Annotated in this window: 17 protein-coding genes and 1 pseudogene; 4 read left to right on the forward strand and 14 right to left on the reverse strand. The window is 70.6% G+C overall.

Going from position 1 to position 20222, the window contains the following annotated elements; all coding sequences use genetic code 11:
- Positions 1-17 precede the first annotated feature (17 nt).
- The 3 genes from ACZ4N4_RS36860 (at position 18) to ACZ4N4_RS36870 (ending at position 3820) form a co-directional block, all read left to right on the forward strand.
- Positions 18-1211 carry a cytochrome P450 gene (locus ACZ4N4_RS36860; protein ID WP_467597107.1) on the forward strand — a complete coding sequence of 398 codons (1194 nt, stop codon included), beginning with the start codon at positions 18-20 and terminating at the stop codon, positions 1209-1211.
- 179 nt (positions 1212-1390) lie between these two features.
- Entirely contained in the window at positions 1391-2641 is a 1251-nt protein-coding gene (locus tag ACZ4N4_RS36865; protein WP_467597110.1) for a YcaO-like family protein, read from the forward strand.
- A gap of 3 nt (positions 2642-2644) precedes the next feature.
- Positions 2645-3820: a TfuA-like protein gene (locus ACZ4N4_RS36870; RefSeq protein ID WP_467597112.1), complete on the forward strand. Its 1176-nt coding sequence runs from the start codon at positions 2645-2647 to the stop codon at positions 3818-3820.
- 136 nt (positions 3821-3956) lie between these two features.
- On the opposite strand, the pseudogene ACZ4N4_RS36875 reads toward ACZ4N4_RS36870, so the two are convergent.
- Positions 3957-4188, reverse strand: a pseudogene (locus ACZ4N4_RS36875) (transposase); the annotation flags it as partial.
- Positions 4189-5101: 913 nt separating this feature from the next.
- On the opposite strand from ACZ4N4_RS36875, the gene ACZ4N4_RS36880 reads away from it, so the two are divergent.
- Positions 5102-5809 carry a phosphatase PAP2 family protein gene (locus ACZ4N4_RS36880; RefSeq protein ID WP_467597627.1) on the forward strand — a complete coding sequence of 236 codons (708 nt, stop codon included), beginning with the start codon at positions 5102-5104 and terminating at the stop codon, positions 5807-5809.
- A 7-nt stretch (positions 5810-5816) separates the two neighbouring features.
- Here ACZ4N4_RS36880 and ACZ4N4_RS36885 read toward each other — a convergent pair whose 3' ends face one another.
- Genes ACZ4N4_RS36885 through ACZ4N4_RS36945 form a run of 13 tightly spaced genes read right to left on the reverse strand, consistent with a single transcriptional unit; the run spans position 5817 to position 20220 of the window.
- A complete protein-coding gene (locus ACZ4N4_RS36885) occupies positions 5817-7142 on the reverse strand; it encodes a glutamate-1-semialdehyde 2,1-aminomutase (RefSeq protein WP_467597115.1) in 1326 nt (441 codons plus the stop codon).
- Between the two features lie 6 nt (positions 7143-7148).
- A complete protein-coding gene (gene rfbC, locus ACZ4N4_RS36890) occupies positions 7149-7700 on the reverse strand; it encodes a dTDP-4-dehydrorhamnose 3,5-epimerase (protein ID WP_467597117.1) in 552 nt (183 codons plus the stop codon).
- A complete protein-coding gene (locus ACZ4N4_RS36895; protein WP_467597120.1) occupies positions 7697-8947 on the reverse strand; it encodes a polysaccharide pyruvyl transferase family protein in 1251 nt (416 codons plus the stop codon). Before ACZ4N4_RS36895 ends, rfbC begins: the two co-directional genes overlap by 4 nt.
- Positions 8944-9891: a glycosyltransferase family 2 protein gene (locus tag ACZ4N4_RS36900; RefSeq protein ID WP_467597122.1), complete on the reverse strand. Its 948-nt coding sequence runs from the start codon at positions 9889-9891 to the stop codon at positions 8944-8946. The genes ACZ4N4_RS36895 and ACZ4N4_RS36900 overlap by 4 nt, the downstream gene beginning before the upstream one ends.
- A complete protein-coding gene (locus ACZ4N4_RS36905; RefSeq protein WP_453563891.1) occupies positions 9888-11195 on the reverse strand; it encodes an MATE family efflux transporter in 1308 nt (435 codons plus the stop codon). Before ACZ4N4_RS36905 ends, ACZ4N4_RS36900 begins: the two co-directional genes overlap by 4 nt.
- The gene (locus tag ACZ4N4_RS36910; protein WP_467597125.1) at positions 11192-12475 is read right to left on the reverse strand and encodes a DUF4910 domain-containing protein; all 1284 of its coding nucleotides are present in this window, start codon (positions 12473-12475) and stop codon (positions 11192-11194) included. Before ACZ4N4_RS36910 ends, ACZ4N4_RS36905 begins: the two co-directional genes overlap by 4 nt.
- Positions 12463-13488 carry an NAD-dependent epimerase/dehydratase family protein gene (locus ACZ4N4_RS36915; protein WP_467597128.1) on the reverse strand — a complete coding sequence of 342 codons (1026 nt, stop codon included), beginning with the start codon at positions 13486-13488 and terminating at the stop codon, positions 12463-12465. Before ACZ4N4_RS36915 ends, ACZ4N4_RS36910 begins: the two co-directional genes overlap by 13 nt.
- 6 nt (positions 13489-13494) lie before the next feature.
- A complete protein-coding gene (locus ACZ4N4_RS36920) occupies positions 13495-14142 on the reverse strand; it encodes a PIG-L deacetylase family protein (RefSeq protein WP_467597131.1) in 648 nt (215 codons plus the stop codon).
- Positions 14139-14933 carry a sugar phosphate nucleotidyltransferase gene (locus ACZ4N4_RS36925; protein WP_453563881.1) on the reverse strand — a complete coding sequence of 265 codons (795 nt, stop codon included), beginning with the start codon at positions 14931-14933 and terminating at the stop codon, positions 14139-14141. The genes ACZ4N4_RS36920 and ACZ4N4_RS36925 overlap by 4 nt, the downstream gene beginning before the upstream one ends.
- A complete protein-coding gene (locus ACZ4N4_RS36930; protein WP_467597133.1) occupies positions 14930-16180 on the reverse strand; it encodes a methyltransferase domain-containing protein in 1251 nt (416 codons plus the stop codon). The genes ACZ4N4_RS36925 and ACZ4N4_RS36930 overlap by 4 nt, the downstream gene beginning before the upstream one ends.
- Entirely contained in the window at positions 16177-17418 is a 1242-nt protein-coding gene (locus tag ACZ4N4_RS36935; RefSeq protein ID WP_467597134.1) for a glycosyltransferase, read from the reverse strand. Before ACZ4N4_RS36935 ends, ACZ4N4_RS36930 begins: the two co-directional genes overlap by 4 nt.
- A 2-nt stretch (positions 17419-17420) precedes the next feature.
- Entirely contained in the window at positions 17421-18665 is a 1245-nt protein-coding gene (locus ACZ4N4_RS36940) for an O-antigen ligase domain-containing protein (protein ID WP_467597136.1), read from the reverse strand.
- Between the two features lie 13 nt (positions 18666-18678).
- Positions 18679-20220, reverse strand: coding sequence for a right-handed parallel beta-helix repeat-containing protein (locus ACZ4N4_RS36945; protein ID WP_467597138.1), 1542 nt, complete (start codon positions 20218-20220; stop codon positions 18679-18681).
- Between the last annotated feature and the right edge of the window lie 2 nt (positions 20221-20222).

A 20222-nucleotide genomic window follows, 5' to 3' on the forward strand; every position in this document is an offset into this window, starting at 1 on the left:
GAACGGGTTGGTTTGTGATGGACAACGTAACGGCGGAGACCACGGTGCCGCAGATCCCGACGGACCGGGAAGCGGAACCGGTCAAGTGGTTCGACGAACTGCGTGAGTCGCACGGTGTGCACTGGGACGAGAGCACGAACACGTGGTACGTGACGCGATACGACGACGTGTACGACCTTCTGCCTGATCCCCGGCTCGGCGCCCAGGTGGAAACCTACTGCCCGCCCTCGCTGACGGAAGAGCAGGAGAACACCTACTGGCGGGTGACAGAGTTCATCGACCGCTGGCCCGTGTTCTCCGATCCGCCGCGGCACACCGGTATGCGGCGTCTACTCCTGCCGCTGTTCACGCCCGCCGCCGTTCGGCAGATGGTCGCCGCGATGACGGATTCCGTCGCGGCTACGAGTCCCACGGTGACGCCTGACAGGCTGTTCGCCGATGTCGTCAGGCCGGCTCTGGCAGCCGGCCTGAGCGATCTCCTGGACGAGGAGCCGGACGGCCTGGCACAGCTCGCGGACTGCGCCACCCGGATCCTGGCCGTAGGGCCGATCGAGACGTACGACCCCGGCATCGGGCGGCTCGCGGAAGAGGCTCTGGACGAGCTGACCGGGCTCGTCGCGCAGCGCTGCGAGGTTCCCCGGGGGGTCCTCGCCTCGGCGCTGAGCCGCGCTCTGTCCGACGGGACGTTGGATCTTCTGGACGCGACCGCGATATACGCCCAGCTGGTGAGTGGCGCGCTGGAACCCACCGCGGCGGCTGTCGCACGCCTGTTGGAGGCGTTGACCGGCCCGGAGAGCGCCGCCGTCGACCTGAAGGAAGACGTCGACGGGGCCGTGGACGAGGCGCTGCGGCTGGTCACGCCCTTCCACTTGGCCACCAGGCGCGCGCTGTCCGATCTGACCCTGCACGGTCACACCGTACGGGCCGAGTCGCGCGTGGTCCTCGTACTCGTGGCGGCCAACCGCGACCCGAGGCGGTTCGCCGACCCGGGCACCTTCCGTGCGGACAGGACCGGGGCTCGCCATGTCGCCTTCGGGCGGGGCCGGCACGCGTGTCTGGCCGCCGGACTCACGCGGCAGGTCATGAGGGAGATGATGCTGCAACTCGCATCGACCGGCCTGTTGGAGGAGCTGCCTCGGCTGACCGCGGTGTGGAAGGGGGACTTCGGGGCGCGTTTCGCCGACGACCTCGTGGTCACGTGGGACGCCTGAGGCAGGCCCCAGGGGCGCGGACCGGGCCGTCGCGGTCCTCTGTGCAGTGACGAGCGCCGGCAGGGCCGTGTGGACCGGCGACCGTCGCCCCTTCGTCGGCCTGCTCCGCCGGCTCCTGAACCGCAGCGACGCGGCGGTCCGCGTTCCCGTCGATCCCCGCTTCCAGATAAGGCATCACGATGATGGTCGAACCGAACAGCCTGACAGCCCTGCGCCCGGACAGCTTTCAGCCTGATGCGGAAAGTTCGGAGGCCGGACACGCCAGAAGTTTCGAGGAGACGTGGGACTTCCTGAAACCACTGCTGCCCCGCGTCCCCGTCACGCGCGTGTACGACACCACTCCCCTGGATTACATCAGCTCCCCCGTGTGGTCGGCCGTGACCCCTCTGGCCAAAGACCTGATGGTGAGCGCGGGAAAGGGGGCGACGCCGATCGCGGCGAAGCTCAGCGCCGTCATGGAGGCGATCGAGCGCGTCTCGGCCGAGGAGATTCCGGCCCGCCGGATCGTCAGGGGTTCCTACGCGGAACTCGCTCCCGCCGCTGCGGTCGACCCGGAGGACTTCAGCCTGCCGCAGGACACGACGTACCGGCCCGACGCCGTTTTCTCCTGGACGGGAGCGTACGACCTGGCGCAGGGGGGCCATCATCTGGTGCCGACCGACCTCGTCCTCAATCCCTCCACGGAAGGCATGACGGCTCGGATCGAGACCAACGGGCTCGCCTCCGGAAATACGTATTCAGAGGCGGTCCTCCACGCGGTCGGTGAGCTGGTCGAGCGCGACGCGGTGTCGGAGGAAGCGTTCTACTCCGCTCACCACGACCCGGTTTTCTCTCCTCGTCGACCTTTGAGGGTCATATCTCCGGAGTCGGTTCCAGCCGGAACCGCGAAGGAGCTCATCGACGCGCTGACCGGTCAGGGTCTGGTTGTCCGCATACAGGATCTGACCAACGTGATCGACATTCCGGTCATCCGGGTCGTCCTTTTCGACGACGGCTACTTCGGGCAGGAGGGCAAGGTGACCTACTTCCCCGGGTACGGGGCCGACCTCCAGCCCGAACGGGCGCTGCTTCGCGCTCTCACCGAGGCGTGCCAAGGTCATGCCAGCTTCGCCACGGGTGCGCGAGAGGTGTTCGAGACCGGGCGCGCGCGGCGCAGGCCGGCCGAGCTGAAGCGGCTCGACTCTCTTTACCGGAACCCCGGCTCCCTGGCGTTCCCGCAGGCCAAGGACGGCAGCGGCAGCATCCTGCAGAACATACACACGGTCGTCGGCCGGCTGCGGGACGCAGGACACGATAAGTGCCTGGTGACAGAACTTACGCGCGAGGATCTCGGCGTGCCGGTGGTTCGTGTCCTGGTTCCGGGCCTCGCATCTCCCTACGGTGAGAGTTCGCGCACCCCTACCCTCCGCCTGCTGGAATCGGTGATCTGAGCCATGAGAACCACCATATTCACCGGGCCGTCCCTGCCGCCGGGCGAGGCACGGGCCCTTCTGCCGCAGGCGCACGTCCTTCCCCCCGCGAAACGCGGCGACGTCTACCGGGCCAGAGAAAGCGGAAGCTCCCGGATCCTCATCATCGACGGATCGTTTTCGCAGGTGCTCCCGGTGTCACCGCGAGAGGTCGTCGAGGTGGCTCGCGACGGCGCTCAGATCGTCGGGGCGTCCAGTATGGGGGCCATACGGGCCGCGGAATGCTGGCCCGTCGGCGTCCACGGTGTCGGAGCCGTCTACAGGATGTACCGGTCCGGCCTCTTCCATTCGGACGACCCCGTGGTGGTCGCGACGGATCCCAACGACGACCACTCGGCGGTGAGCGTCGCCCTGGTCAATATCCGCGCGGCGATCAGAAAGCTGTACGGTCTCAAGCTGATCACCCGGTCCCAGGGTGTGGAGCTTCACCGGGTCGCCGCCGAATCGTACTATCCCGACCGGGTCTGGCGGCTTCTGTTCAAGAAGGCCGGGATCGACGACCCGAGTGGCGTGATAGGTGAAGTCGCAGCCTCCGTCGACATCAAGAGAGTGGACGCACTGAGGGCTGTTCGCTCTCTTTCGCTCCTGCCCGACGGGGCACCTGCCGATGGAACCGACCGCCGATTCAGCCAAGGGCCGCGATACTCCTCGCACGACCCGCTTCTCGGCCACAGCCGTGAAGAACTCGATCTGTCACTCCCTCCGTTCATATTCGGAACCGGCCGGTATCAGAAATACATCCGGTTCCTGCTGGCCGGACAGCTCGATTTCGCAGGACTGACCACCGGGAGCGAGTCGAAGCTGTCCCGGAATTCCTCGGTCGAGCCGGTTCTCGCGGGCCTCTTCCTGGACATTCCGTCACTGTCCGCAAACCTGATGGACAAGATTCATCATTTCAGGCAGTTCGAGACGGAAGTGATGCTGTGGCATGCGGTTCACCGGCTGAAGGATCACAAGACGAGCCGCACGGAGGTGGCACCCCCGCATGAGACCAAGGTCAGGGACTCGATAGCGAAGGCCCACGGCTATGACAACTGGGACGCGCTGACAACCGACTTGCGTGACGACGCTCTGCCCAGCGGGGTCCCCCTCGACTGGATCGAGGAAGCCTGTCACGACTTGACTCTCGCCAGGTCCTGACACCCCCAAAACCGCCGGGCGGCGACACCGACGGAGGCCGGCGACAGGAAGGCGCGGACCTCTGGAGGTCGCCCGCCGCCCCGAGTCCGGTCAGCGCGCCCACCGGATCCAGGTCGGAGGTGCCTCTGAGCCACCAGCGGACGTGAGATGGGTCGAGGACCGCACGGGACAGGTCGACCAGGTCCTCCTCGTCCAGGAGCTGGAGAACTTTCTGGTGCAGCCGGCCCCAGACCCCGGCGCGGGACCGGATGGCGAAGCGGCGGTGCACGGTCGACTTCGATGCTCCGAAGCACGGTGGCAAGGTCCGCCAGGCGCAACCGCTGACGAGCAGGCGGCCTCGCCAACTCCCACAGACCGTCCGGAACGATCCATCCCCAACGCCCCTCCCCATGCCCAGCCCGACAATCAACTGACCATGTAGGACACGGTCTTGGACACGTAGGCGAGTGCAATCGCAAAGCAGGCGCACCCCGAGAGCGTCACAGGGACACGGACCGCATGAGGCGCCGACGGCATCGTGCTCGACAGCGCAGCCGCTCTCACGACGAAGCCGCACCGGCCCCACCAGGATGGTCCTCGGCGGGGCCTCGCCGTATCACCCACCTGTCACACAGGCATCACCAACTGGGCATGCCTTCCGGGACCAGGAGGCCCTGACCTGTGGTTTCATGCCCGCACCGGACTGACGTATACACCCCTGGACGGTCTTTACAACCTGTGCCATGTGGGACCGTCAAAGCTCACGACGGATGGCCACCACCGCACGCGGCCACGGCGAGCGGATCATCGCTCTACGCCGGCAGCGTGCGGGATTCGGCGTACAGGGCGGTATCGGCCGATGGCAATGTCACACCAGAATGCGAGCGGACGCAGCACGCGGCACCCCCCTCATTCTCGTTCTCGGCTCCGACCGCTGAGTGGCACCGGGCGGCCACCAGTCAGAGGGATCGCATCGGCCAAGGTCCGGACCATTCCCGGGCCAACAATCCTGTCAAAGCCGAGACAGGCACTGTTTGCGCTGGTCAGCGACGCGCTGCCTCTGTACCACCAGCAGACGAAGAACATCCTCACTTCCTACAGCCCGAAGAAGCTCGGGTTCTTCTAGAGCCTCGGGTCGGTTGCCCGGGGGAGCTCTGCCCCTCCGGGCACCGCGGGGTTGTTTCGGCACTGCTCGTATGTGTTCGCGGATTGTTGGTTAGGGTGAAAAGCAGGGCCTGATGCGGGGCGGTTGTGGTCGCTGGAGGGCGGGTCGGACACAACGGGGGGCTCGCGTTGGATCGCCTGGCAGGAGCGGCGCGCGCGGTGCTGCCCCCGTCGCTGCGGACCTGGCTGGGGCTCATCGCGGCGCTCGCCACACCGGTGGTCGTCGCGCTCGGGGTCCTGTTCGCCGGCCACAGCGAGCCCAGCAGGGTGGACAGGTGGATCATCCGGCCGACCGCGGACAGCGTGCCGCCGCCGTGGCGGTACGGCGCTCTGGCCTTGGACTTCTTGGGGGAACCGGCGGGATCCGCGCTGCTGGTCGTGGCCGGTGTGGCGGGCTGCCTGCTGCTTCGGCGTCCCCGCGCGGCGGTGCTCGTCGTCGCCGGTACCGGCATGACCGTGGGGACGACCACGCTGCTCAAGCACCTGGTGGGACGCACCATCCACGGCGCCGGCAACCTGTCCTACCCGAGCGGGCACACTGCCTTCTTCACCGCGCTGGCCCTCATGGCGGCGCTGCTCGCGACCGGTCGGCTCGGCCTCGGCAGGACGGCCGGCACGTCACTCGTGCTCGCCGCGTCGCTGGTCGCCGGCGCCACCATGGGATGGGCGGAGGTCCGCCTGGGCGCGCACTACCCGACCGACGCCCTCGGCGGCTGGTGCACCGCGCTGGCGGTGATACCGGCGACCGCGTGGCTGGTCGACCGGGCGGCCGACGGGATGACCGACCGGACGGCCGACCAGGTGAGCGACCGGACGACCGACGTGGGCCGGTGGGAGCGCCGCTGACGTCACGTCACGCCAGGCGGCGGAACACGGGCTTCACCGCTCGCCCGGACACCCAGGGGGTGGGGTCGGCGGCGTCCAGTGCCTTCCGGTACTCCCCGCAGGCCTGGGCGACCACGTCGACGGTGCGGTCGATATCCGCGTCGTCGAGAGCGCTGCTCACCACGAACGACGGGGCGAGCACCCCGCCCGCGAGGAGCCGCCGCAGGAACAGGGTGCGGTACTGCTGTGAGGGCTGCAGGTTCTCGTCGAGGGTGGCGAAGACCAGGTTGCTGGGCCGGCCCCGGACGACGACGTGGTCGCCGACGCCCATGGCGGCCGCCGCGTCGCGGACACCGGCGGCCAACCGCTCGCCCAGGGCGTGCAGCCGCGCGGTGACGTCCTCCTCGACGTAGGTGGCCTGCACGGCCATCGCGGCCGCCAGGGAGTGCGTTTCCGCACCGTGCGTCGTGGACAGCAGGAACACCCGGTCGCCGGAGCCACGCAGTCCGCCCCGCTCCATCAGGTCGCGGCGTCCGGCCAGCGCGGAGACGGCGAATCCGTTGCCCAGCGCCTTGCCGAACGTGGAGAGGTCGGGGACGACGCCGTACAGGCCCTGGGCACCCGCCTCGGACCAGCGGAAGCCGGTGATCATCTCGTCGAAGATCAGTACGCAGCCGTGCCGGTCGGCCAGCTCGCGCAGGCCGGCGAGGTAACCGGGCGGCGGCTCGGTGTGGGTGGCGGGTTCCAGGATCAGGCAGGCGATGTCGTCCGGGTACCGGGTGAGCAACTCCTCCGTGGCGGCGAGGTCTCCGTAGGGGAAGGACACGGTGAGCTCGTTGGTCGCCGCCGGAATGCCGGCGGACATCGGCGTGGTGCCGATGAACCAGTCGTCGACGGAGAAGAACGGGTGGTCGCCGCAGACGGCCACCCGCGGGCGCCCGGTGACGGCCCGGGCGAGACGTACCGCGGCCGTGGTGGCGTCGGAGCCGTTCTTCGCGAACTTCACCATCTCGGCGGTCGGCACCGTGGCCAGGAAGCGTTCCGCGGCCTGGACCTCCACGATGGACGGCCGGACGAAGTTGCTGCCTCGGTCGAGTTCCCGCCGCACCGCCTCGAGCACGCGTGGGTGGGCGTGGCCGAGGCTGACCGACCGCAGGCCGGAGCCGTATTCGATGTAGCGGTTGCCGTCGACGTCCCACACGTGGGCACCGTTGCCGTGGCTGATGACCGGGGCCAGGTTCTCGGGGTACTGGTCGTCGCCCTTGGCGTAGGTGTGCGCGCCCCCGGGGACCATGGCGTGCAGCCGCTCGTTGGCTGTCCGCGACAGGGGCAGGTGCAGCTCTTCGGTGTCCACGGGACCTCAACTTTCTCTGTGCTTCAGGACCTCGGCGAGGCTCGGCGCCTCCCGGTCCCGTTGGGACGTCAGTGCGGCCGGCAGCGGCCACGGAATGGCGAGCTCCGGGTCGTCGAAGGCGATCGTCACGTCCTCGGCCGGATCGTGCGGGCGGTCGATCCGGTACGAGGTGTCGGCGGTCTCGGTCAGTGCCTGGAAGCCGTGCGCACAGCCCGCGGGGATGTACACGGTCACCTGTGTCTCGCCGGACAGCTCGAAGAAGGCGCGGCCCAGGTAGGTCGGCGAGTCCGGCCGCAGGTCCACGACGACGTCGAAGATCCTGCCGTACGAGCACCGCACCAGCTTGGCCTCGCCGGCGCCGGAGCGCAGGTGCAGGCCGCGCAGCACGCCCCGGACCGAGCGGGACACGCTGTCCTGGACGAAGGCGTGCGGGTCGAGGCCCACCGAGCGGACCACGTCGGCGTCGAAGGTGCGGCAGAAGAAGCCGCGTTCGTCGGTGTACGGCGTCGGCTCGAACAGGTACGCGCCGGCGATCTCCGGGACTGCGGTCGCTTTCATGGAGACTCCTGCCGAGCGTGGGCGCGGGTGTGGGCGTGGGTGTGGTCGGCCGCCGGGAACAGGGCCGCGGTCAAGGCGGTGAACTGGTGCTCCAGTTGGCGCGCGGCGTCCAGGTTCCGCTCGGCGAGGGTCCCCCGCAGTTCGGCCGAGCGCTTCTCCAGCGCCCGGAACTGCTCGAGCAGCCGGTCGGCGTCGACCTCGCGCGCCGGGTGGCAGTACGCGCCGAGGCCCATCCCGGCCATGAGCGCGTCGCTCTTCGCCGCATAGCTGAGCGCGAGTACCGGTGTGCCGGTCTTCAGCGCGCAGATCAGGTTGTGGTAGCGGACCGCCACCACGGTGTCGGCGGCCGCCATCTCTTTCATCAGGTCGGCGAGTGACGTCGGTTCGGCGGCGGTGACCAGCGGCGAGTCCACGGCGTCGAGGATCGCGTCGACCACCGCGGCGTCGCACCGGTCACCGGTGAGCAGCCGGATCGGCCTGCCCTCCCCGACCAGCACGCGGACGAACCGGATCGTGCCGTCGAGGTAGCGCCGGTAGATCTCGTCGGCCCGGGCCCGGTCGTCGTTGCCGCCGTGGAAGTCCATGACACCGAGGCAGACCGGGCCCGGCGAGCCCGAGGGCGCGTTCGCCGGCGGTGTCGGCAGGGAGAAGGCGAGGTCCGGGTAGACCTCGTCGCGCGCGGTGTCCACGCCCATCGCCCGCATGGCGTCCCTGGATTGGGCGTCCCGGTAGGACCGGTAGGCGGCCAGGCGCCCCGACCAGCGGACCAGGGCCCGGGTGGGCCGGTCGCGGATCTCGGCGGCGCCGACGCTGACCAGCGCGACCCGGGTGCGCAGCAGCCGGCCGCTCGCGCAGAGCAGGAACAGCGAATACGGGAAGCCCCACGGCCGCAACGGCAGGGTCGCCTCCAGGACGCCCATGCCCGGCACGATCACCACGTCGTGGCGGCGCACCCAGGCGGCGGTGCGGAAGACGTCGACGAGTTTGCCGAGTCCCTTCGCCGCGATCGCGCCCGTACGTGACGCGGTCCGGTATTCCGCGCGGTTCCAGTGCAGCCGCGTGGCGGGGATCCCGAACCGGGCCGTCACGGCCTCGGGCCCGCCGCACAGCGCGTCCACGACCGCCTCCGGGTGCTCGGCGCGCAGGTAGCCGAGGACGGCTTCGAGCGACCCGTCGTTGCCGAGGTTGCCGGAGCCGAGCAGGCCGAACACCCCGACCCGCACCGGGGTTTCGTCCGTCGACGTCATGACTGCCTTCCCTCACGACCGGCGACGAGGGCGTCGACGGAGACCGTGAGCAGGGCCGGGTCGATCGGGGCGCGGTCCTCGACCCGCTCACCGGCACCCGGCCGGACCCGGCTGGTCATCCACGATGCCAGGTGGCCGTAGCACGCGCGCCGGTCGGCCTGGGACAGCGGCGCCCGCCGGATCGCCGAGGCGAAGCCCCAGACGTACTCGGCGAGCAGCCGGGGCGTCGGGTGCAGCGGGCCTGCCCGGCGCGGGTCCAGGTTGACGCACCGGGCACGCTTGGACGGGTTCGCCCGCTCGGCGCGGGTGGGGTGGTCGCGGCGGAAGTACAGCAGCTCCGGCACCTGGTGGAAGCGCCCGTGCAGGGTGATCTCGGCGACATAGGTGCGGTCCGCGTGGTGGTAGCTGTCCATCGGTTTCACCCGGCGCAGCATGTCGGCCCGCATCACCCCGTAGAAGTCGTCGCCGCCCGGCTCGAACAGCAGACTGCGGAAGCGCTCCGGCGCGTGCGGCGAGTCGGTGGCGAGCGTGTACTCGTAGGGGACCTTCACCTGGCCGTCGCCGTCGATGACCGCCTGGCCGGTGTGCGCGAGGATCACGTCCGGCCGCTCGTCCAGCGCCTCCACGCAGCGCCGCAGCAGGTCGCGGCCGTACAGGTCGTCGTGCGAGGCCCACTTGAACAGCTCGCCGCGCGACTCGGCCAGCACATGGTTGTGGTTCGGCGTGGCGCCGATGTTCCGGGGCAGCCGGAGGTACCGGATGCGTGAGTCCTGTGCGGCGTACTTGCGGCAGATGTCCTCGGTCCCGTCGGTCGAGGCGTTGTCGGAGACGACCAGTTCGAAGTCCTCGTAGGTCTGGCCGAGGAGGGCGTCGAACGACTCGGCCAGGTACTCCTCGCCGTTGTACACGGGCAGGCCGATGCTCAGCCTGGGTCGGTCGGTCATGCGGTCCTCACTTCGGGGATGGGATTGCGGTGGCGCTCGCGCAGGGCGGACCGGAGTTGCAGCCACCACACGGCCGAGCCGCTGAGAGTCGCGGCGGCGACGCCCCAGGCCGAGCCGGCCGTGCCGGCGGCGGCCGCCCCGCCGAGCCCGCCGCCGACGTAGCAGGCGGAGGCGAACAGCTGGCAGCGCAGGCTGCGCCGGGCCGCGCCGAGCGCGCGCAGCCCGGCCGCCGCGCCGGTGCCGAGGCCCGCTCCCGCGACGCTGAGGGTGATCTGCACGATGAGCCGCGAGGAGGAGTGCCAGACGTCGCCGAGCACCAGCTCGCCGAGCCGGTCCGGCATGAGCAGCAGCGCCGAGCCCCAGAGCAGCGCTCCGGTGGCCTGCCCCCCGCCGAGGAGGAGGCAGAACCTGCCCAGTTGGTGCGGGGCCTGCCGCAGCACCCGTGCCGCCTCCGGGACGGTGACCAGCGAAAGTCCCATCAGTACCGCGAGGAACGGGCCCAGCAGGAGCTCGGCGCCGCGCACCGCGCCCACCGCGCTCACGCCGACGATCGCGCCGAGCCCGTACGCCCGCAGTTGGCTCGCGCCACTGAGGCTGACGTTCTCGACCAGATACCGGTAGCCGAGATCACGCTGCTCGCGAAGCCAGCCGCGTGCCTGGGCCGGCCGGGGCCGGATGCCGGACTGGAGGTAACCGTATCCCGCCGCCACCGTGGCGGACGCGCCCCAGGCGAGCACGAAGGCGGCCACGCTGCCCACATGGGCCGCCACCACCATGGCCGGGACGAGCGCGACGCCCCACACCACGTCGTTGACGAACGCCTTCCGCCCGGCGCCGGCGGCGAAGAACGAGAACCGCCAGGCGTCCTGGAGCAGCAGCCCCGGCAGCATGACGCCCAGGCAGGCGAACGCGGCCCCCAAAGCGCCGCCGAGACCGAGTCCGGCCACCAGACACACCGCGCCGATGGCGGAGCCGACGCCGATCGCGGTCCCGGTCGACCGGGCCACCGCCCCGCGCCAGGACACGTCCGGCACGCCGCTGAAGCGCACCACGAGCGGGTCGGTGGCAAGTCCGCGGGAGACGTTGAGCACTACGCCGTAGGTCACCCAGGCCAGGCTGAACACGCCGAACGCGGTCACCCCGAGCGAGCGGGCCACGTAGATGCCCACCGCGAAGTTGCTGATGCTGGAGGCCGCCTGGTCGGCCAGTCCCCAGGACAGCCGGCCGACGAGGGCGCGCTTGGCGGACACGGCCGGTGGCGCCGTCTTCCGCGGATTCTCCCCCTCGGTGGTCATCCGCGTCATTCCTTGATCAGCCCGGCGCCGAGCAGAGCGCCTGCCGCGCCGGCGACGGTGTCGAACGGGAGCCCGGACCGCTCGGCGACGTCCAGCAGACTGTGCTCTCCGTCGGAGAGGTTGAGCACCCAGAGCATGGCCATCTGGGCCTGCTTGGTGTCGCTACGGCCGCCGAGCGCGTCGTACAGCCCGCGCCGGCCCAGTTGCGGTTCGCCGTAGGGGCTGAGGTTGAGGTACCGCCGGTTGCGGTCGAGGACGGCGAACGCCTCGCGGCAGACCGCGAGGGTGTCCGCCATCGCCTCCGGGGAGACGAAGTCCAGGTTGTCCGCCGAGGTGTGGTACTCGGGGTAGCCGGCGTACGGGGTCCGGGTGAGCGAGCCCACGCCCAGGTTGAACCCGGGCGAGCAGAACTGCCGCTCGTCGTAGCCGTACGGAGTGAACTCGGTGATGCGGTGGGGGCGTTCGGACGCGCTCAGCACGTGCCGCAGCACCCGGTCGATCTCCGCGTCGCCGCGTCTGCTCTGTTTGTACGTCAGTTGGCCCGGGTCCCCGGCGCAGGCCAGCACCAGGCCGTGCTTGACCCGGTCCACCCGCTCCGCGTTGCGGGCCAGCCAGGTGATCGCCCCGATGGTGCCGGGTGCGAACAGGAACCGGTAGGTGTAGTACGCCGTCTGCTCCGCAAGGGCCCGGGCCAGATAGGTGGCCACGGCGATGCCGGCCAGGTTGTCGTTGGCCAGCGACGGGTGGCAGACGTGGCAGGAGACGATCACCTCGTCCGCGACCTGCCCGGGGACCACGTACTCGGCGTAGGTGAGGTGTCCGTCGGCGAGCGTGGAGTCGATGCGTACCTCGTACTCGCCGTCGGGCAGCGCGTCCAAGGTCTCCTGGGCCAGGCAGAACCCCCAGTCCGGCTTGTAGTAGCTGGTGCGGTACGGCACCCAGGACGGGTGCTCCGGCAGCGTGTGCAGGTGTCCGCGCAGCTCGGCGAGGGGCATGGTCGCGGACACCGGCACGCTGTAGCCGAGCACGTGCAGGCTGGACGCGGCGAAGTCGACTACCCGCCGGCCGGTGGGGTCGGCGATGTACGCGTCCCGGATGTTCCACTCCTGCGGGACCGTCCAGTCGAGCACCTGCGTCCCGGTCGGCACCTCGTACACCTGCAGCGGGATGTACTCCCCGACGATGTCCAGGGTGGCGCGCACACCGTCGCCGGTGATGCTGCGGCAGAGCGGGTACATCCGCTCCACCAGCGCGTACATCTCTTCACTCACGTCGGTCACCTGCGCCACCTGAGGGTGTCGTCGACGGTGCCGGCGTCGGATGCCGCGCGCAGTACGGCGAGCCGGGTGAAGCGCTGCTCGAAGTCCTCGCGGGTCAGCCCGAACTTCCGGTAGGCGTCCGCGAGTTCGAGCGCGCCCTGCTTCACCGTCCACTCGCAGTCGAAGCCGGGGATCGCGGCGCGGAACCGGGCGAAGTCCACCCGGTAGGACCGCGGATCGGCACCGTTCTCCCCCGTGATCACCACCTTCGCGCCGGACACCGCCTCGGCGACCTGCTCGGCGATCTCGGCGACCGTGACGTTGTTGATCTCGCTGCCGATGTTGAACGCCCGGTCGTGCACCGCCTCGCGCGGCGCGGTCAGCGCGGCCGTGAAGGCGCGCGCGATGTCGGCGGCGTGCACCAGCGGGCGCCAGGGGGTGCCGTCGGAGAGCACCAGGACCTCGCCGGAAAGGAGCGCGTGGCCCACCAGATTGTTCAGCACGATGTCGGCGCGCAGCCGGGGCGAGAAGCCGAAGGCGGTGGCGTTGCGCATGAACACCGGGGTGAAGTCGTCGTCGGCGAGCTCGTGCAGGTCGTCCTCCACCCGCACCTTGGACTCCGCGTACGGCGTCACCGGGCGCAGCGGGGCGTCCTCGGCCACCAGGTCGTCGCCGCCGGCGGCGCCGTAGACCGAGCAGGTCGACGCGTACAGGAAGCGCCGTACCCCGGCGTCGCGGGCCAGCCGGGCAAGGCGGACGGACGCGTGGTGGTTGATGTCGTAGGTGAGTTCCGGCGCCAGCGAGCCGAGCGGATCGTTGGAGAGCGCGGCCAGGTGGATCACGGCGTCCACCCCGGCCACGTGGTCGGCCGTGACGTCGCGCAGGTCCACCCGCTGCCCCGGCGGGTCCGCGGGCCGCGGGCCAAGGACGCAGTCGGCGAACAGGCCGGAGTCGAGGCCGACGACCTCGTGCCCGGCGGCCTTGAGGACCGGGGCCATCACGGTGCCCAGATAGCCCTGGTGTCCGGTCAGTAGTACGCGCAAGGTTGTTCAACCCCCCAGGTTGAGCGTGAGTTTGGTGACGGCGAACGCCTCGGCGTAGCGCGCGTGACATTCGATGCCGCGGATCCGGGCGAGGCCGAGGAAGGCCTCCCGGTCGTACCAGGGCCGGTGCCGCTGCGAGGGGTAGTGCTCCTGCAGCAGCCGCACCTTCTGTTCGGCGGTCTCCGGCGCCAGCGGCTGGTACGCCGCCGGCCGGCCGAGATCGCCGTCCCACTTGACGATCTCGTAGCCGAGCACGAGGTGGTCGCGGAACGCGGTGGTCATCAGCTTGGCCAGGCCGCGGTGGTCCTGGTGGGCGTCGTCGGTGCGCGGCGCGAGGACCAGGTCCGGATCGGTCTGCGCGCGCAGTTCCTCGACCGCGGACTTGGCCTCCTCCCAGTGGGCCGGGAACCGGCCGTCCGGCAACTTGTGCACGGTCAGCCGCAGGTCGGCGCCCGGGCAGAAGGCGGCGAGCGCGGCCTGCTCCTCCTGCTCCCGCTCGCTCCCGCCGCCGGTGAGCACCAGCGCGTCCACGCGGACACCCGGCCGCGCGAGGCACAGCGTCAGCAGCGTGCCGCCGGCGCCGATGGCGATGTCGTCGCAGTGCGCGCCCACCGCGACGATCCGGTCGAGACGACCGGCCCCGAGCCGGATCACGCACGCACCCCCGCGACGTCCCGTTCCCACACGGCCCACGGACGGTCGCCCCGCGAGTAGGCCTCGTCGAGCGCGGCCCGCTCCTTCACGGTGTCGGTCGGCTTCCAGAAACCGCGGTGCTGATGCGCCACCAGCCGCCCCCGCTTGGCCAGTTGGGCGCATCCGTCGGCGACCAGGTCCCCGTTCTCCGGTATGTGGTCGAAGACCTCCTGGCGGAGCACGAAGTAGCCGCCGTTCTCCCACAGCGGCAGTTCGCTCACCGCGGTGATGCCTCCCACCAGGCCGTCCTCGCCCAGCTCCACACAGTGGAACGACGACTGCGGCGGCACCACCATCATCGACGCCCCGGCGTCGCGCGCCGCGAACCGGTCGATCATCTCCGGGAGCGGGGCGTCGGTGAGCACGTCGGCGTAGTTGGCGAGGAACATCTCGTCGCCGTCCAGGTGGTGCCGCACCCGGCGCAGCCGCTCCCCGATGGGTGACTCGATGCCGGTCTGCGCGAACGTGATCGTCCAGTCGGCGATGTCGGTGGACAGCAGCTCGGTCCGCCCGCCCCGCAGCACGAAGTCGTTGGACGTCGTCTCCTCGTAGTTGAGGAAGAAGTCCTTGATGTGGTGGGCGCCGTATCCGAGGCACAGGATGAACTCCTTGTGCCCGAAGTACGCGTAGTAGCGCATGACATGCCAGATCAGCGGTCGCGGGCCGACCATCGCCATCGGTTTGGGCACGTCGTCGGAGGTGCCGTTGCGCATCCGCATCCCGTAACCGCCGCAGAACAGGACGACCTTCATGCTGTGACCTCTTTCGAGACGCCCTCGACAACGCTCAGTTCCGGGATGGGAAAGACGAGCCGGCCGCCCCACTCGTGCACGTAGGACAGCTGCTCGACGAGTTCGGCGCGCAGGTTCCACGGGAGGACGAGGACGTAGTCGGGTCTGTCTTCGGCTATCCGCTCGGGCGGCAGGATCGGGATGCGGGTGCCCGGGGTGAACCTGCCGTGCTTGTAGGGGTTGCGGTCGACGGTGTAGGCGAGCAGGTCGGGGCGGACGCCGCAGTGGTTGAGCAGGGTGTTGCCCTTGCCGGGGGCGCCGTAGCCGACGACGGTCTCGCCGCGCTCGGCCGCCTCGATGAGGAACCGCAGCAGGTCCCGGCGGACCTTGGCCACCCGGGCGGAGAACTCGGCGTACCCGGACAGCTCCTGGAGCCCGGCGGCCTTCTCCCGGTCCAGTACGTCGGCCACCCGCCGCGCCGGCTCGCCGGCCGCCTCGGCCGGGCGGGCCCACAGCCGGATGGAGCCGCCGTGCGTGGGCAGCAACTCGACGTCCACGAGCGCGAGTCCGCCGCTGGCCAGGGCCCGGATCGCGGAGGCGACCGTGTAGTACTGGAAGTGCTCGTGGTAGATCGTGTCGTACTGGTTCTCCTCGATCAGGGTCAGCAGGTGCTGCACCTCGATGGAGACCCAGCCGTCGTCGGCGACCAGGGCGCGCAGCCCCTGGGTGAACCCGACCACGTCGGGGATGTGCGCGTACACGTTGTTGGCCACGACCAGGTCCGCCGGACCGTGCTCCGCGCGGACCGCGGCGCCGGTGTCCGGGGAGAGGAACTCCGTGAGCGTGGGCACGCCCGCCTCCCGTGCCGTGGCGCCGACGTTCACCGACGGCTCGATGCCCAGGCAGCGGATCCCGCGGTCCACGACGTGCCTCAGCAGGTACCCGTCGTTGCTCGCCACCTCGACCACGAAGGCGTCGGGGCCGAGCGGAAGCCGCTCTGCGGCGTCGGCGACGAAGGTGCGCGCGTGCTCCACCCAGGAGGTCGAGAAGGAGGAGAAGTACGCGTACTCCTTGAACGTCTCCTCCGGCGTGATCAGCGGCGGGATCTGCGCGAGCCAGCAGTCGGTGCAGACCCGCAGGTGCAGCGGGTACGCGGGCTCCGGCTCGTCCAGTTGGTCCGCGGCGAGGAAGCTCTCGCACGGCGGCGTCGCCCCCAGGTCGACGACGCTCGCCATCGCTTCCGAGCCGCAGAGTCGGCATCGTGTCATCTGCTGTCCCCATCCCCCCTGCTCGCGCGGGTGTCCCCGCCACGAGCCTGTGCGGACCGTCCCGCGATCGCGGTGCGGTACTCCTCCAGCAGGCGCTCCAGGCCGACGGCCGGGCTGAATCCCTGCTCGTAGCGGCGGCGGGCCGCCTGGCCCATCTCCCGGTTGCGGTCCGGTTCGGCCGCGATCCGGCGTATGCGGGACGCGAGCGAGCCCGCCTCGCCGGGCTCGTGCAGCAGCCCGGTGACACCGTCCTCGACGAGTTCGACGAAGGCCCCGTGGCCGGCGGCGACGGTCGGGACCCCGGCCGCCATCGCCTCGACGACCACCAGGCCGAACGCCTCCAGCCACGTCGAGGGAGCCACCACGGCGACCGACCGCTCGATGGCCTTCCGGCACTCCGCCGCATCCAGCAGTCCGACGTAGCGCACGTCGTCCCGGTCCGCCGCCCAGGCGGCCACCTCCGGCTCCAGCGGCCCGGTGCCGGCGATCACGAGCGGCACGCCCACACCGCCGCTCGCCGTGATCTCGTCCCACGCGGCCATGAGCAGCCGTACGCCCTTGGCCTCCGCGAGCCGGCCGAGATAGAGCAGGTGCTCTCCCTGATCCTCCCGGCGACTGCCCGGGTCGGGCACGAAGTTGTGCTTCACGGCCAGCCGCTCGGCCGGCATGCCGGACCGCACCAGGACGTCGCGCTGGGCCGCGGAGATGCAGAGGAACCGCTCCACCCCGGACCACCACCGCCGCCGGTTGGCCGACAGGCTGACGGCCAGCGGCACCGTGGCGAGGCGGGAGTTGCGGTAGCAGCCGTGCCGGACGGCGGGCAGTGGTGCGGAGCCGACGCACTCGGTGCACGGCCGGCCGTCCCGCTGCAGCGTGCCGGGCGGGCAGACCTGGGTGTAGTTGTGCAGCGTGGCGACGGCGGGCACCCCGGCGTCGGCGCATGCGGCGAGGACCGCGGGCGACAGGAGCGGGAAGACGTTGTGGACGTGCACCACGTCCGGCCGCTCGGTACGCAGCCGGGCGGCGAGTTCCGTGCGGACCGCCGGGTTCCACGGGACGAGGAGCGGCACCGCGACCTTGCCGAGGAGGGACCGGGCGGCGATGTCGTCGCTGCGCCGCTCGAACACGTCGACCCGGTGGCCGGCCGCGCGCAGCAGCTCCACCTCCTGGTCGACGACCTTGTTCTCCCCGCTCGGCTGCGCCGAGGCATAGCGGTTGTGCACCACGAGGACGTGCATGGTCAGGTCACCTCCGATCGTCTGGCGAGTTCGGGCGTCGAGCGGGGTGCCGTCGCGGCGGGTACCGCCAGCAGCGAGGCGGCCACGGCCAGATGCAGCAGATACGGCGAGGCGTCGCCCAGACCGGCCTCGGTGTACGAGGCGACCGCGCAGTAGCTGATCAGGAAGATCGCGCAGGCCCTCTGCAGCGACGGTGGCCGCAGCAACGCGACGGCGCCCAGCACGACGATGATCACCGCGACGAGGGTGACGCCGATCAGCCCCTGCTCGTTGTAGACGGCCAGCCAGCTGTTGTCGATCGGCAGCCCGCCGAACGACTTGTCGCCCAGGCCGACGCCGAGGAGCTGCTCCGAGGTCGACCGGGGCGCGGCGAGGAGGGCGTCCCAGACCTTGGCCCGGCCGGTGAGGCTGGAGAAGTTCTCCTTGCTCTGTCCGCGCAGGAACCACGTCTGCAGGGCGGAGGCGAACCCCACCGCGGCCACCACGGCGCACAGCACCGCCCAGGTGAAGAACCGGCGGGCGGCCGCGCTGGTCAGGATGAGCGAGCCGATCGCCAGCGCCAGTCCGATGAACAGGCCGAGCGTGGCCGTGCGGGTATGGGTCAGCGCGAGCAGCACGAAGGACGGCACGATGATCACCACGGCGCTGGTCCGGTCGGTCCGGCGGCCCAGCACGAGCAGCGCGGTGAGCCCGATGATCACCGCCGCGTACTGCCCGATCTGCGGCGGGGTGAGCGGCCACAGCGCGCCGACCAGGCGTCCGCCGTAGAGGTCGGGAAGGGCCGCGCCCGGTGAGACGACCAGGCCGGCGGCCACCGATCCGAGCACCGCGAAGTACGCCCGTATGTGGTACCGGACGAACGTCAGGCTGCCGTCCCACCAGCGGCTGAGCAGCCACAGGGTGCCGACGAAGAGAGCCAGCCGGAAGCAGCGGAACAGCGCGCCGAACCCGGACTCCAGGTTGGCGCTGGAGATCACGCTGCTCACCAGCAGCAGGGTGAGCAGGAGCAGGTAGGCGCTGGCCCGGATGCGCAGCCGGAGGTTGACCGCGAGCGCCAGGGCGAACGCGGCGACCAGGGCGCCCATGGTGACCATCTGGATGAGGGAGCGGGGCAGCGGGACGATGGTCTTCGCCCCTGCGGAGCCGAGCGTGTTGAGGACCAGCAGCCCCCAGACGACCCCGATGATCCGCGGTGTGCCGGCGGCGCCCGGTCGGGCACCGGACTGCGTGTCCATCTGCGTGTCCATCCGTGTGTCCATCTCAACCACCGGCCCGTGGGTCCAGGGTGCTGCCCGCGTCCTGCCGGTAGTCCGTGCCCTGCCACTCCGCGAACTCGAGCACCCGGCTCGGGTCGTAGGCGACGAACTTCCACGGTCCGAGGTAGACGTTGTCGTGCCAGCGGTTGTCCTGCCTGTGGGTGATCGCCTCAGCCACCTTCTCGCCCTTGTACGGCGACCAGTCCGGGTAGGTGCCGTAGTTGGACAGCACCGCCATGCGGTCGCACATCTGCGTGCACCTGACCACGGACTCGTCGAGCACGAAGCGGTTGTCGTGGATGTCCACCCGCTGGGTCTTCCACCGGCAGTCGGCGTAGAGCGGTGCCTTGGCGATCGCCGGCTTCGCGCAGCGGTCGGCGTTCTTCACCAGCAGCGTGCAGTCACCGGACGAGGTGTTGGCCGGACTGTTGCAGAAGCGGTCGGCGTTCTCCCACAGGGTGATCCCGGACCAGTTGTTCTCCAGCACGTTCCGGTAGATCTTGATCTTGTCGGTGCGGGCCGGGATCCGTGGTTCGCCGCCGGACTCGGACAGGTAGACGGTCGCGTAGGGGAAGTTGTCGCCGCGGTCGGCGTACCTGCGGCCCTCGACCCAGTTGTTCCGCCGGATCGTGTTGTTCCGGATGACCGCGTTGTAGCTGGTCTCGTAGATCAGCGCGGCACCGTCGTTGGCCTCCAGCACGTTGTTCTCGATGAGGAAGTCGTTGTCGTCGGTGTCCGCCCACAACCCCGCTCCGCGGTTGTCGTGCACCCAGTTGCCGCGTACGTCAGCGCCGTCGACGGCCCAGAACTTGATGCCTCCGGTGCAGCCGCAGCCCTCCTGCCGCCGCTCCCAGTCGTCGGTGTTGTTGCCCACGATCTCGTTGTCCTCGACCACCAGGTCGCTGATACCGCCACCGCCCTTGTACGCGTTCATTCCGTACTGTCCGTTGTCGCGCAGGCAGCTGGCGCGGACCTTCTGGTGGGCGCCGGCCATCAGCCCCGCCCCGGAGTTGTCCTGGATCGTCGCGTGCTCGATCACCCACCCGTCGGCCGAGTCGTGGTTGACCACGCCCTCGTTCTGCGGTGCGACGAAATGCTGCACGGTCAGGTAGCGGATGGTGACGTCGCGGGCGGTGCCCGCGAACGCGTACTGGTTCTTCTTCCCGCCGTCGAGCACCGCGCCCGGCGCACCGAGGTAGCGGTCCCCCTTCTTGGGGATGACCTGGGCGTAGCGGTCCGGGTCGAGCCGGTGCTTGCCCGGTCGAAGCCAGAACGTGGTGTTCGCGGGGCTGCTCTTGGTCTTCGACGCCAGGTCACCGACCACCGCGGGGTCGACCGTCACCGCGCCCGCCGGTGCCTTCGCCGGCCCGGCCGCGGGGTTGGCGCACACCCGGGCCACGGCTCGGGCCGCGGACGTGGACGTGGACGGCGCGGCGGTCGGCCGCGCTGCCGGGGCGCCCGACGTGCTCTCGCAGCCGGTCGCCGTCAGCAGGGCCAGCGCCAGCGGTGCCGCCGCCCACGCCCAGTGCCGCCTCTTGATCCCCACGC

The organism is Streptomyces sp. NPDC026538 (assembly GCF_055567535.1).